10 protein-coding genes and 1 pseudogene are annotated in these 14,676 nt (G+C 43.0%); 5 read left to right on the top strand and 6 right to left on the bottom strand.

Features of this window, described 5'->3' with window-relative positions:
- Positions 1–35: 35 nt before the first annotated feature.
- On the top strand, positions 36–365 hold the full coding sequence (locus J7529_RS21405) for an MgPME-cyclase complex family protein (RefSeq protein ID WP_271937057.1): 330 nt from the start codon (positions 36–38) through the stop codon (positions 363–365).
- Positions 366–466: 101 nt separating this feature from the next.
- Entirely contained in the window at positions 467–1,123 is a 657-nt protein-coding gene (locus J7529_RS21400; RefSeq protein WP_318730651.1) for a hypothetical protein, read from the top strand.
- Here the strand turns inward: J7529_RS21400 and J7529_RS21395 are convergent.
- A complete protein-coding gene (locus tag J7529_RS21395; protein ID WP_318730650.1) occupies positions 1,104–1,538 on the bottom strand; it encodes an NUDIX hydrolase in 435 nt (144 codons plus the stop codon). The two genes, J7529_RS21400 and J7529_RS21395, sit on opposite strands and share 20 nt — an antisense overlap.
- A gap of 331 nt (positions 1,539–1,869) precedes the next feature.
- A pseudogene (locus J7529_RS21390) lies at positions 1,870–2,976 on the bottom strand (DNA sulfur modification protein DndB).
- A 96-nt stretch (positions 2,977–3,072) separates the two neighbouring features.
- Here J7529_RS21390 and dndC point away from each other — a divergent pair.
- A complete protein-coding gene (gene dndC, locus J7529_RS21385) occupies positions 3,073–4,743 on the top strand; it encodes a DNA phosphorothioation system sulfurtransferase DndC (RefSeq protein ID WP_318730649.1) in 1,671 nt (556 codons plus the stop codon).
- A 52-nt stretch (positions 4,744–4,795) separates the two neighbouring features.
- Positions 4,796–6,823: a DNA sulfur modification protein DndD gene (gene dndD / locus J7529_RS21380; protein WP_318730648.1), complete on the top strand. Its 2,028-nt coding sequence runs from the start codon at positions 4,796–4,798 to the stop codon at positions 6,821–6,823.
- A gap of 64 nt (positions 6,824–6,887) precedes the next feature.
- Here the strand turns inward: dndD and J7529_RS21375 are convergent, their stop codons facing one another.
- Both J7529_RS21375 and alaS read right to left on the bottom strand, forming a co-directional pair.
- Positions 6,888–9,824, bottom strand: a complete 2,937-nt coding sequence (locus J7529_RS21375; RefSeq protein ID WP_318730647.1) for an ATP-binding protein — start codon at positions 9,822–9,824, stop codon at positions 6,888–6,890.
- Positions 9,825–10,398: 574 nt separating this feature from the next.
- Positions 10,399–13,035, bottom strand: coding sequence for an alanine--tRNA ligase (alaS, locus tag J7529_RS21370; RefSeq protein WP_318730646.1), 2,637 nt, complete (start codon positions 13,033–13,035; stop codon positions 10,399–10,401).
- A gap of 60 nt (positions 13,036–13,095) precedes the next feature.
- Between alaS and J7529_RS21365 the strand changes: the two genes are divergently transcribed.
- Entirely contained in the window at positions 13,096–13,560 is a 465-nt protein-coding gene (locus tag J7529_RS21365; RefSeq protein ID WP_318730645.1) for a hypothetical protein, read from the top strand.
- Positions 13,561–13,980: 420 nt separating this feature from the next.
- On the opposite strand, the gene J7529_RS21360 is transcribed toward J7529_RS21365, so the two are convergent.
- Both J7529_RS21360 and J7529_RS21355 read right to left on the bottom strand, forming a co-directional pair.
- On the bottom strand, positions 13,981–14,262 hold the full coding sequence (locus J7529_RS21360; RefSeq protein ID WP_318730644.1) for a RebB family R body protein: 282 nt from the start codon (positions 14,260–14,262) through the stop codon (positions 13,981–13,983).
- Between the two features lie 71 nt (positions 14,263–14,333).
- On the bottom strand, positions 14,334–14,642 hold the full coding sequence (locus tag J7529_RS21355) for a hypothetical protein (RefSeq protein ID WP_318730643.1): 309 nt from the start codon (positions 14,640–14,642) through the stop codon (positions 14,334–14,336).
- Positions 14,643–14,676 lie beyond the last annotated feature (34 nt).

The following is a 14,676-nucleotide window of genomic DNA, read 5'->3' as shown; positions in this document are numbered from 1 at the left end:
AAAATAACTCTCTGTGTTCATCCAAACCAAACCCTATGACCACTTATCACTACGTCCTCGCCAGCAAGAAATTCCTCATGGAAGACGAACCTCTCGAAGAGGTCTTTCGGGAAAGAACCCGTAACTACAAAGAGAAAGAAAAAGAAATCGACTTTTGGTTAATTCCCCAACCGGCATTTCTAGAAGCGGCTGAACTGGCAGAGGCTAAAGCCAAATGCCCTCAACCGGCAGCCGCTATTATCTCAACAGATCCTCAACTTATCACTTGGCTCAAACTTCGCTTAGAATATGTGCTGACGGGTGAATTTGAAGCCCCATCAGATGCTATTCCTGACCCCCAAGCTTCCCTTGTTGCCTCGTCTTAAGTTTCCTAAGACGGATAACCTGTTCAGACTAAACGGGTTAGGCAGTAGGCAAAGATAGCTCAAGGGTAAGATTGCACATTCAAAGACTCTATTCTACTCTTATGCCTTTTTACCCTAACTCCTCTAGTCTGACTCAATTTTTGAGCGCGATCGCTGGATTATCGACGTTTTTCCTCTCTTCTATTCCTGCCTGGAGTCAAACTAACCGCTTTTCCTGTCCTCCACCGAACCCAGGGGAATATATGGTTTTTGTGCGCACTCCCAACCCCTCTAGCCAACAACTACTGCTGAACTATCTCTTACCCTCCAATCAAACGGCCCAAATCTGCCAATACAATAACGAAGTTGTCACCCAAATCCGCAACTTAGCTAATGCCCAGGTGAGTGAGCGTTGGAGCCAATATATTTACGAGAATACGGGCTTGCCGGCTTTTATGGTTGCGCCCCCCCTAGGTCAAATCGGGACTCGTCCACCCAATCCCTCCGTCTTGCCAAGCAACCCCGGCTCGCCCCTCGGTTCGGGGTTTGCAGTATTAGTCAATGCCAACAATCGACAGGATGCTCCTCAGCAACTGCAAATCCTTCTGAACAAGGCGATTCCTTGGGTGAATTTCCAGGGTAATTCTTATTTACTGGCACTCCAGAGTAGCAATCAAGAAGAAGCTACGGCTACCTTAATGTCGTTAAGCGATCGCGGTTTTTTAGCTATCTTGGTAGATGCTCGCCAAGTGCAACAACTTACCCCAAACCGGCGTTAATTACACTCAGGACAATGCGTTGATGGGGCGTTCCCAAGGGGCGAACTTCATTGGCGTTGACTGAAAATGCCTCTCCTGCTCGCACTTGTTCGGGAGTTATTAACCCCATATCCCATCCTTCACCCAAAATTAATGCTTCCAGTGGCACGGTTAACGCACCATGATAAATATGGCGCACAATCTCCGGATCGCTATCACAGCCGAACTTATCCAAGTGTGGAGGGCAATAGCCAATTTCTTCGAGTAATTCCCGTCGAATACCTTCATCTGGGGACTCATCCCGCTCTAAATGACCGCCAAACAAGCCCCAAAAGCCTGGATATAGGATGCCTGGGATGCGATCGCGCAATTGCATCAGATAACGATTTTCGCGATACAGAACCGCTAAAGCCACCTGAGTGGGTTGTGTATCCATGATAAACCCCCAATGGTCATGTTCTCTCTCAGTTTAGGTGGGGGAATCGGGAGATGGGGAGGAGATGGGGACGCAAGCGAGAAGATCGGCAAATTTTAAATGTTTTCTAAAACTTAAATTGTTTTTTAAAAAGTGTGTAATACTGGAGACGTAGTGGGGTTTTTGGAAACATGAGTCAGGTTAGGAGGTTGACCTAACTCATGACATGGAATCAGAACAAGAATTGAATTGAAGGAGTTTAGAAAGGTTCAGGAGTATCAAGCCACTCTAATTCTTGTTTAACTCGGTTCACGGCTGGTGTCATACTATTTCTACCAGATAGAATTTTATATCATTTATTAGGATCTCTAGAATTTGGGTTGGGTCTAACTAAATTATCTACCCATAAGTTACTACCTATTGACCAATCTAGTTGAGAAAGTTTCCATACTTTGTGAGAATCAAAAATATTTTGGTGGGAATCATACGTCAGATAAAATAAATGTCCTAAAACTTGTAAGCCAGCACTTGTACTCAAAAGACACTGATTTTGGAATCTGACTACATCTTCCCAAGTTAAGGAATCAACTTCAGTTTCAAAAATATATTTGGTGTTCCTGCAATTTTGGAAAAATTCGTTGCAACAGTTAACCAAAACATTAGATTAAGCTTCAACATCATAATCTTTCAGTTCTGCTTTATTATTATTGCTGAAAGCACAACTAACAAATTGAACAATATAATTGATCTTATAAATTAGCTTGTATTCTTTTCGTATGGCTTGTGTGACTTCGGATTGCTCAGTTTTCTTGAAAAATATTGGAACAACTTCGATCAAATTTTTGGCTATACCAATTCGCCCTTCAAAATCCCCAAATGATAAAAGTAAATTTGGGTCTAGCTGCTTCGTTTGTGCCATATCCCGAAAATCTATTTGACACTGTTTAAAATTTTCTTCCAAAACCAGGCTAATCGGAAAGCGATCATTACCAATAAATTTAATTTCTGAAGTTCTAGTTAACTCATCAATTGCACGAATTCGGTGTTGCCCATCAGTAATATCTAATTTGATATTTCCAGGAATTACAACTAGACCCATTCCTCGGCCTAATTCAATAATTTCAATGTCTGAGGGATTAACATTAGCTGTTATTGTACCTAAGACCCAAGGTCTATTTTTGTTAACTCTGTCTCGAATATAATTTTTAATTTCTTCAACATGTTGTTGTACAACCGGTCTATTTTTCCCGGAATCTGGATCATTCTTAGTAGATGGTTTAGCTTGTAAGAGATTCGATAGATCGTAAGCAGGAACATTGATCTGTAACATCTTCCGGCTGCCTTGATGAAAAATCAAGGCAGGATAGCACCTATGTTCGTAGTGTTGAGAAAAGTACGGGCCTAAAACTTCATCAAGTGGTAATGGCTGTTGAGTGTTTGAGTCACTATGTGTAGACATATTTAAGAATCTAGTACAAAGTTGTAATTAACTGGTATTTTAATATAGTAACAAAAAACATAACATTACAAATCCCCCAAATACTGATTTTTTGTCATGACAGCCACTCAGCCTTCACTCTTGCCACAGCGTACCGTTGATGAGTTTATCATTACGATTGAGAAACTCATGGAGGAAATTCAGAATCTTTACTGTCTAGATGAAATTCCTTGGGTGATAGGATACAGTGGTGGTAAGGATTCAACCGTAATTTTACAACTGGTCTGGAATGCCTTATCCAGACTACCGATAGAGCGCAGAACTAAAACGGTTCATGTCATCACCACAGATACTTTAGTGGAAAATCCTATTGTTGCTGCTTGGGTAAAAGAATCGATCAGAAATATTAGAAAGTCGGCAAAAGAGCAGCAAATGCCCATTGAGGCTCACTTACTTTATCCGAATTTCAAAGATAGTTTTTGGGTTTGTTTGCTGGGGAAAGGGTATCCTGCGCCTCGCCCAGGTTTTCGATGGTGTACAGATAGAATGAAAATTCAGCCAGTTAACTTCTTTATCCGAGACGTGATTAGAACTTACGGTGAAACTATTGTTGTTTTAGGAATTCGTAAAGCTGAAAGTTTTGTACGTGCAACACGGATAGAAAAGTATGAAGCTAAAAGAGTGCGTGAGCGCTTAAGTCCTAATCCCTGCTTACCTAATTCCTTAATATATAGCCCAATTGAAGATTGGCGAACTGATGAAGTCTGGATGTACCTCATGCAATGGGAAAATCCTTGGGGAATTAACAATAAAGATCTATTTTCCATGTATCGGGGAGCAACTGCTGATAACGAATGCCCCCTAGTCGTTGATACCTCAACTCCCAGTTGTGGAAGTTCTCGGTTTGGCTGCTGGGTTTGTACTATGGTAAATCAGGATAAATCAATGGAAGCAATGATCCAAAATGATGAAGAAAAGGAATGGCTGCAACCCCTTTTAGATATTCGCAATGAACTAGACTTGAAAGATGATCGAGACAGACGAGATTTTCGGCGCATTTATGGAATAGTAGAGCTGTTTGAACGCAAAGTTCAAACAGATGATAAACAACCTGTTCATCAAAAAGATCCACGAACCAAGCTCGAACCTATTCCCGGACCTTATAAAAAAGAATGGCGCGAATATCTACTGAGACGACTGCTGGAAGCACAGGTAAAAGTTCGCAAAACTGCACCGCCAGAAATGGGAGAAATAACCTTGATCGCCCCGGAAGAACTAAGTGAAATTCGCCGCATTTGGTTAGAAGAAAAACATGAATTTGAGGACAGCTTACCCCGAATTTATAAAGAAGTTACGGGAGAGGAATTTATCGATCGCCGTCCAGAGGGCGATCGCACCCTCCTCGGTATAGACGAATGGAGCACTCTAGAAGAAGTCACCGATAAGGACTCCATGGAATTTGAGCTACTCGCGAGACTGCTCAATACGGAACGCCAATATCAAAACAAAGGCAGTCGCTCCGGTATTTATGATGCTTTGAGCAAGTGTTTTAAATCCAGTTCTCGCGAACAGGAGCAAGCCATTCAACATGCCCATTTTAAACAGGCCATAAAAGCTGCTGTTTTAGAAGGGGACGTACAAAAAGTTGAAAACATCATTAAAAATCCTGAAAAAGCCGATCCCAACCATCCCGACAACCAATCCAAACCGGAACCTGAACTCCCAACTCAACAACTCAGTTTAGGTTGGGGAGACATCAAATTTAGTTCCTCGTCTGAATCCCAATAATTCAGAAACCCGGTTTCTAATCACGCTAAAAACCCCGTCATTTTTAATTGATATGATTTTCTTGGAACTTGTTTTAGAAAACTTCGGCCCCTATAAGGGGAGACAAGTCCTCAACCTGCGTCCGAACGATGGTAAACCTATACTGCTGTTAGGAGGAATGAATGGGGGAGGGAAAACCACCCTTATGGATGCCCTTCGCTTAGTTCTCTATGGACATCGCGCCGAATGTTCTACACGAGGAAATCTCAGTTACAGTAATTTTCTGAAACAATGCGTTAACCGCCATATCGCAGACCAGGAAAAAACCCGGTTAGAACTGTTAGTGAAGATCATTTCTGGCGATAGCAGTAAAATTGCTAAAACGGATACTCTCAACCCGGATAATCCTGACTCTCAATTTTATACTGAACTGCGAATCATCCGCTATTGGACAAGGCAAGATAGTAAGGATACTCTGGGAATTCTGAATGGTAAGGGTGACTTTCCTGAAAATACCCTCAGAGATACCTGGGATGATTATATCGAAAACCTGTTACCTTTGGGCATTTCTAATCTGTTTTTATTTGATGGTGAACAGGTGAAAGAATTGGCCGATCTTGATGCTCCGCCTCCGTTAGTTGTGCAAGCGATTCAATCTTTATTGGGATTAGAATTAGCCGATCGCCTGGATACAGATTTAGAGATCTTATCCCGTCGTCACCAAAAGCAGATCGCCGATAAGCAGGAATTGGGGAATTTAGAAGAAATTGACCGTAAACTGAAGGGTTATGATGGGGAAAAGGAGCGTATTACCCAAGAGATCGCGAATACGGCAACAATGCTCAAACGGGCGGTTAAGAACGCTAAAGAAGCGGAAAATCGCTTTATTTCTGAAGGGGGGAAAATTGCGGCCGAACGCCATCAGCTTGACTTACAGAAAAAGAGCGAGGAAGCTAAAATCCAACAGACTCGGGATGTACTGGTGAATTTAGCCGCTACCTCCCTACCCCTGAGCTTGATTGAAGACCTGATCGAGCCAGCGATCGCTCAAGGAAAAGCGGAACAGGAGTCCCTGAAAGCACAAATTTCCCGCGATCGCATTCAGGAGCGCGATCGCCGTTTGCTTGACTATCTGCACACCCTGGAACTTCCAGATTCCCAAACGACAGATATTGAAGCCTTTTTACAACAAGATTACCACAGTTTAGCCCAAGAAATCTTAGCCCCTGAAAAGACCTGGTTACAAGCCACTTCCGAAGAGCTGGAAACCCTAGAAAAACTGATAATCTATGATATCCCCACGCAACGAGAAAAAGCCAAAGCGGAATCCAAATATCTAGAAAAAGTAGAACAGCAACTGATGGATATTGAGCGAAAACTTACCGTGGCTGCTTCTCCTGAATACTACCAAGAATTAATGACTAAAAAAGAACAAGCTAACGACAAAAAGACCAAATTAGAAATTGATTTAGAATACAAAAATCGGCAACTGCGAGACCTTGATCGCAGCATTGATGAAGCGAAAAAGCAACTCAAAGAGTACAGCGATAAATTTCTGAAGCGGGAAAATGCGACCCATATCATTAATTCTATTGCTAGAGTGAAAACGATACTGGAAAAATATCGAGAGAAATTGACTCTGAAAAAGCTCAACAAGCTTGAAAACCAGGTTAGCGAATGCTTCCGCTACCTGCTTCATAAATCCGATCTCGTTCAGCGCGTCGTAATTAGTACTGAAAATTACAGCTTATCCTTGTATAATTGTGAGGGTCAACCCTTGCCCAAACACCGCCTATCTGCTGGGGAAAAGCAATTATTAGCGATCGCTTTTCTCTGGGGACTGGCGAGAGTCTCCGGTCGCCAACTTCCCGTAGCCATTGATACTCCTCTTGGTCGCCTTGACTCCTCCCACCGCCAAAACCTGATCGAGCGCTACTTTCCCAGCGCCTCTCATCAAGTTATTCTCCTATCTACCGATACTGAAATTGCCCACACTGAAGTCAAAAATCTGCGCTACCAAGAAGCTATTACTCGCGAATATCTACTGAAATACAACCCCACCGACGGCCAAACCACCATTGAAGACGGTTATTTTTGGTAGTTCGCCTCTTCCCTCAGCCCCCTGAGCGTAGTCGAAGGGGGCGCTTCTGCTTGGGGAGAGGGATTTAGGAAGAGGGGAAACCAACCTGTCTAACAGGAATCTCAATCCTAAACGTTGTTCCCTCACCCACAATTGACTCACAATTTAAGTATCCCTGATGCTTTTCCACAATAATTTCATAACTAATGGACAACCCTAAGCCTGTTCCATTTCCGACCTGTTTTGTTGTAAAGAAAGCATCGAAAATCTTAGATTGAATTGACTCAGGAATTCCCGGGCCATTATCTGTAATTGAGACCAAAATTGAAGCGGGCTGTTTGATCTCCGTACTGACGGTAATTTGATTTGGATGTTGAACAATCTCTTCCCAAGAACGGCGCTTGTTCTGTTCCTCAAAAATATCAATAGCATTGACAAAAATATTCATAAACACCTGATTAAGCTGTCCCGGATAGCATTCAATTAACGGCAATTGCCCATAGTTCCGAATCACTGCAATTCCGGGATTTTGGGAGGTTGGATTCAATCGATTCCCCAAAATCATTAAAGCACTGTCAATGCCATCATGGATATCCACAACTTTAAAATCAGCTTCATCTAACCGGGAGAAAATGCGTAAAGATAATACAATTTGCTGAATACGATTGGTTCCCGTCTCCATAGAATTTAATAGTTTAGGCAAATCCTCTTGAATAAACAAAACCTCAATCTCATCCTCTAATTGAGTGATCTTTCGATTTGGTTGATCCAATGCTTGTTGATAAGCGTCCAGCAATTTTAGTAAGTTATTTACATAATTGACAGCATGAAGAAGATTCCCGTGAATAAAACTGACCGGATTATTGATTTCATGAGCAATTCCTGCGACTAACTGGCCCAAGCTAGACATTTTTTCTGTCTGTACTAATTGGGCTTGGGTACGTTTTAACTCCTGTAAAGTCTCTGACAACTGAGCCGTTCTTTCTGCGACCCGTCTTTCCAACTGATGAGTTAAATCTTGTAAGGCTAATTGCGTCTTTTCTCGCTCTTTAATTTCTGCTTGTAGCTGTGAATTTTGCTTGTCTAATTCTTCCTCTGCTAATTCTTTGCTTTCTTCACTTAAGACAAACCACCAAGCCCCAATTCCACATAATACCAACAGTAGGGAATAGAGTTCTAAACACAGCGTCGAAATTAAGCTAATATCCTCTACGGAAAACTCGGAAGATTTCCAAACTCCAAAAAAGAACACCAATCCTAAAACGGTCCCACTGGTTCCCGCTAAGAGGAAAAATCCACCCAAAAACCGTAAAACTCGTTTCAGAAATTGGGGAGGAAATCGATCCTTAATCGTCGATAACAACCCTGGAGAATCTAAGGCCAATTGATTCTCTGGGGTATGCTTGCAGGAATCATGACAATGGGCTTCTAGGGTACAACAAAGAGAACAAATATTACCCTGATAAACGGGACAATAGGCACTATCAGCCGGTTCATAGTGCTGTTCACAAATGGAGCATTGAATCAGGGATGGACTGAGGTTCACCCGATCGCGGAGTTCATTTTTACGGGCAATGTAATATTTTCCCTGGGTTAACCACGCAAGAAGGGGAGAGAGTATAAAGGCAATACCCAAAGCCAAAAAGGAGGAATAGGCTTGCAAATAGGGGCCAAATAAGCCTAAAAAAGCGATAATAGAAACGACTGAAGCGATCGCCATGGAACCCAAGCCCACGGGATTTATATTATACAGATATGCTCGTTTGAATTCGATATAAGAAGGACTCAGTTTCAGGGGTTTATTAATCACTAAATCAGCTACGATCGCCCCAATCCAAGCGATCGCCACATTGGAGTATAGCCCCAAAACTGCCTCCAGGGTTTCAAATACGCCTAACTCCATCAACAATAGGGCGATGGTTACATTAAACACCAACCACACCACCCGCCCTGGATGGGAATGGGTAAGACGAGAGAAAAAATTAGACCAGGCTAACGATCCCGCATAGGCATTCGTGACATTAATTTTGACTTGAGAAATAATCACAAACAGGGTTACTACGGCTAAAACAACCCTAGGATCGTTAAACATATCTGAAAACCCACCCAGATACATTTGAACGGGTTGTTTAGCCTGACTTTCAGCCAATTCATGGGCGATCGCCAAAGATGCTAAAAAAGACCCTCCTAACTGTTTTAGTACCCCCAAAACAATCCAACCGGGACCTGCCGCTAAAACCGCCAACCACCATTTCCACCTATTGTTTTCCGTCTGATCTGGTAAAAATCGTAAATAATCTACCTGTTCTCCTAACTGAGCAATGACAGAAAAAGATACAGTTACTGCCGATCCGAACCATAGGGTATTTAACTGAGTTGCACTGGCGGAATGACCGGCAAAATCCAGCCAATATTGAAACGATTCTGGTTCCTTATACGCTACAAAAATATAGGGTGAAACCATCAAAAATAACCAAATCGGCTGTGTCCACAACTGTAATTGATTGATTAATGTAACTCCATAAAAAACCAAGGGAACAATTATCACAGAACAGACCAAATATCCCCAAGCCAAAGGCAAATGAAAGTATAACTCTAAGGCCTGAGCCATGATCGCGGCTTCTAAGGCAAAGAAAATAAACGTAAATGAGGCATATACCAAAGAGGTAATGGTTGAGCCGAGATAACCAAATCCTGCCCCTCTGGTCAATAAATCCATATCAATATTATATTTGGCGGCATAATAGGTAATAGGTACACCCGCCAGGAAAATAATCAAACCTGAAAATAAAATTGCCCAAAATGTATTGGCAAATCCATAACTGATTAATAAAGAAGCACCGATGGCCTCCAATGCTAGAAAAGAGATCCCTCCCAAAGCTGTATTTGCTACCAAAAACTCCGACCATTTACGAAATGATTTTGGTGCATAGCGCAGAGAATAATCTTCCAGGGTTTCATTCGCTACCCAAGTATTATAATCCCGTCGCTCCTTAACAATGTCTTTAACCAGTTTCTTCATCAATAGAATTATAAAATTTGCGTTTCAATAACCAACCTTAGAGATTAGCTGTTGTTTGCCGATCTACATTTCGATACATTTTTTGCCAAGATAGATTATTTTATCCACTGAATTAAACGTTTTTCAGTGAGGATAGACCCCTCAATGATACAACATATTGTAAATCGAACCGGATTGAGGCTACAGTGCCTCACGTTACTATAGTGCTAAATTCTGGCAGATGGAGTAGATAGGTCAAGAAGTGGTACCTTGAATCTTATCACTTATTCTCTTGCCCACTCTACAATAATTTGCTGTGAGGTAAATTTTTAGGTCAATTGAGGAATTGGGAAGGAGTGAGTTGGTTGCAAACAGGATAATTTTAAAGTGACATTTTCTCAGTTGACTCAAGTCCAATTAATATCAAGTTTATAAGAATACATGCGGGCAACGGATAAATAGTTGATTTTTGGGATATTCAGCTCACTCCGTTAAAATGCAATCACATCCATAAAAACAGATTAACTTCTTCCCAGTAACTCGGATGAATTGGGTGCGTTAGTGACAGGATAACGCACCCTACATAAACTAGAGATTAGAGGGCTTCTCTTAACTCGGTTTTCGCTGTTTCTAAAGCTGTAGGTAACTGATTCGGATCGCGTCCTCCGGCTTGGGCTAAATTGGGTCGCCCACCGCCTCTACCGCCGCAAATTTTGGCAATTTGACCGATAAATTTACCGGCTTGTAAGCCCTTTTGATTGACGGATTTACTGAAGGCAGCGACTAAACTGACTTTATCGGCTTCGGGAACGGAACCTAAAACGACAGCACCTTCACCGAGCTTTTGTAATAACCGTTCGGCAGCCGTTTTGAGAGAATTGGCATCCACATCAAGCTGTGCCACTAATACCTGCACTTCACCGACAGATTCTGCTTGGGAAAGCAATTGATCTGATTTGGCGATCGCCAAATCACCCCGTACCTGTTCTAACTCTTTTTGTGTTGCTTTTAACTCAGTTTGCAGACTACTGACCCGCTCCACCAACTCCTCGGGTTTGGCTTTAAAGCGATCGCCCAATTCCCGAACCACCGCATCCCGCACTTGCAGATACTCGCGCACCGCAGCCCCAGAAACCGCCTCAATCCGGCGCACTCCTGAAGAAATCCCGGTTTCGGAGATAATCTTAAACAAGCCAATTTCTGCCGTGTTCTGCACATGGGTTCCCCCGCACAGTTCCATGGACACCCCTGGATAGTCTACTACGCGCACAGTATCGCCATATTTCTCGCCAAACATGGCCGTTGCACCCTTATCCTTCGCCCGATCGAAGGGCATAATTTGTACATCTGCGCCGTGTGCTTCACTAATCCAAGTATTGACCAAATCCTCAATTTGCTCTAACTCCTGAGCCGTGAGAGCGCGGGGACAATTGAAATCAAAGCGCAGACGGTCAAATCCGACCGCAGACCCAGCTTGACCAATATCGGGATCGACAAGTTTCTTCAGGGCGGCTTGTAATAAATGGGTCGCCGTATGATTGGCTTGGGCCCGCATCCGACAAGCGCGGTCAATCTGGGCGGTTACCGAGTCTCCCAGGTTTACGGTTCCCCGTTCAATACGGCCAAAATGGACAAAGAAATCCGATTCTTTTTGCACATCATCAATCCGAATTAACACATCCGATCCCGACAAATAACCGCGATCGCCCACTTGTCCCCCGGATTCTGCGTAAAATGGAGTTTGATCTAAGACAATCTGCACCGGCATTCCCGCTTCAGCAATTTCCACGGACTTTCCGTCTACTAACAGCGCCTGAATTTGCGCCATCCCCGACCGTTCCGTATATCCCGTGAACTGGGTCGGATGGATATGTTCAGCCAACCGATCCAAAGACCCCTGCACCATCAAATCAATGGTTTCATGGGCCCCTTGAGAAGTCTCTATTTGGAGTTGCATGGATGAGTTGAACCCTTCCTGATTTACAGTCAACCCTTGTTCTTCGGCTATTTCCATGGTTAATTCCAAGGGGAAACCGTAGGTATCATAAAGCTTGAATGCATCTTTACCTGAAATTTCTGTTTGTCCTGCCTTTAAGACCTTTTCAATAATCTCTTGCAGTAGCTTTTCACCTCGTTCTAAGGTGCTTAGAAAGCGCGATTCTTCCTGCTGTAATTGCGATTTAATCAGAGTTTCCCGCTCCCGCACATTGGGGTAAGCTCCTTCGGAAAGGGCGATCGCCACTTCAGCCACTTTTTCGGTAAATAATTCCGTAATCCCCAACAACCGGCCGTGACGCACTACCCGACGAATTAACCGACGCAAAATGTATCCCCGGCCAATATTCGACGCACTCACACCATCAGAAATCAAATGCACCACAGCGCGCACATGATCCCCAATCACTTTAAGGGAAACCTTCGTTTTTTCATCACTTTTGTGGTACTCAGTTCCGGCACATTGAGCTGCGGCTTCAATAATTGGAAAAATCAAATCGGTCTCATAATTATTGGGCACACCTTGGAGAATTTGCGCCATCCGCTCCAACCCCATTCCCGTATCAATGTTTTGGTTTTGCAGGGGCGTTAAGTTGCCTTCAGAATCCCGGTTATATTGCATAAAAACCAGATTATAGAATTCAATAAACCGGGTATCATCTTCGAGGTCTAGGGTTGCATCTCCCAATTCTGGGTGAAAATCGTAGTAAATTTCCGAACAAGGGCCGCAGGGGCCGGTGGGGCCGGATTTCCAGAAGTTATCCTCTTCTCCCATGCGTTGGATACGATAGGCTGGAATGCCAATTTTATCGCGCCAAATAGCAAAGGCTTCATCATCATCTCGGAATACACTGACGACTAAACGCTCTGGGGGGAGTTGAAACACTTTTGTGGAGAGTTCCCAAGCATAGGCGATCGCTTGTTCTTTAAAATAATCCCCAAAGCTAAAATTGCCCAACATCTCAAAAAAGGTATGATGTCTGGCAGTGCGTCCCACATTCTCGATATCATTGGTGCGGATACATTTCTGAGACGTGGTAGCACGGGGAACCTCAGCGGCACGCTGACCCAAAAATATGGGCTTAAACGGCAACATTCCGGCGATCGTCAATAATACCGTCGGATCTTCTGGAATCAGGGATGCGCTCGGTAAAATCTTGTGACCACGCTTCTGATAAAAATCGAGAAAGGTTTGCCGAATTTCAGCACCGCTCAGGGATGGAAGAGATAAAGCCATAGCAGTTTCCAAGTTATAATACATCTTTTATTTTAAGAGAAACCTGGTACGTGATCGCCGATGTCTCTCATCAAAACTCAGTACCCAACAACCCAGGTACCCAAAGTCACAGAAGATGCTATCTTTCCTTCAGGTGAAATACAAAGTGACGAACCGGAATTGGAAAGTTATCGCCACTTAGCCCAACTGATGTTACTGCTAAACTCTTTAGAGTGGCATTGGCAATCTCGCCAAGACTTCTTTGCTGCGGGTAACCTCAGTATCTATTATACTCCTCCCGCACAGAATGCTCCCCGCGATCGCGGCCCCGGTTTTTTTGTCGCCATGAACACCGAGGGCAAACCCCGAAAAAGTTGGGTCGTCTGGCAAGAAGGGGGCAAATATCCCGATGCGATGGGAATTGCGTTTGTTGGTCTTGTAATTATAGTCATTTTAATTAAGATTGACACACCAAGATTTATCTACAACAACGGTATCTGTAGGGGCGAACGGCCGTTCGCCCCTACAACCATGTCCCATCCTTAATTAAAACAACTATATAATCAAAGAAAAATTGGCGATCGCTATCCCAAAGATGTCTATTCATCAGTTGTTTGCGCTGTTGTGCCATCGTTTCTCACTTTGCCGCAGCCTCAACTAAGCGATCGTTATTTGTAACTGTTCCCATCCACACCTGACGATGTTCCTTAAATTAGATGAAACAGTCCACTACGATCTAGCTCTGTTGATGTCACAATTAAGCTCAGCGATCGGCACATACAGAAGGAATGATTCAGTATTGTCTATCCTTGTTTTAGCAAAATAATATAACTATAACGTCTTCAATCAAGCGATCGCCTTTTTTAGATGACCGCGAGCCTACAAGCCATATTTTGCTAATCTCAGGGAGAATCTACTGTTCTTCTTCTGGCTTATTATATTGTTACATACTAAGTATAAATTATGTTATTTTTGAGACTCGTCATTACCTGTATCCAACTGCTTAACCCCAACGGCTTCTACAGAATTCAAATCTGATATTTTATTGATGACCTTAGCAGTGATACTCATCGCTAGTTGATTCATCGCCTGTTGGTTAGATACAGCATTTTGCTGAGATAGATTAGTATTAGCAACTAAATTTGCAAAAGCTAAGTTAGCAAGCATAGCTGGCTGCTCAGCTACACTTTTAGCATTGGAAATAGCAATTGATTCCTGGATATCATCTGGTATGGAAGAATCCGACATGATTTACCCTTTCTGAATTGGTGAAGATTTGTTTATTCTTTACTATTGAGGTAATTCCTAGCTGAAAAAAACTATAGTTTGCTCACAGCCCTGAGATCGGCTAGTTGTTGAGCCACATCGTTACCTGTATATAACTTGTTAACAGCCAAAGCTTCTAGTGGAGTCAAGTCTGATACTTTATTGACAGCTTTAGCGGTGACTGTCATCGCTAGTTGGTTCATTGCCTGTTGGTTGGACAGGGCATTTTGCTGAGATAGATTAGTATTGGCAACTACATTGGCAAATGCCAGATTAGCAAGCAGAGCTGGCTGTTCGGCTACGCTTTTAGCATTGGAAATAGCAATTGATTCACGAATATCTCCAGGCAATGCTGATGGCATATATTTCTCCTTTGGTAATTTGGACAATCATTCC

It is taken from the genome of Roseofilum sp. Guam (genome assembly GCF_017746735.1).
Taxonomy (GTDB): domain Bacteria; phylum Cyanobacteriota; class Cyanobacteriia; order Cyanobacteriales; family Desertifilaceae; genus Roseofilum; species Roseofilum reptotaenium.
The sequence above is the reverse complement of the archived record's forward strand: the minus strand, read 5'-3'. Positions and strand labels throughout refer to the sequence as shown.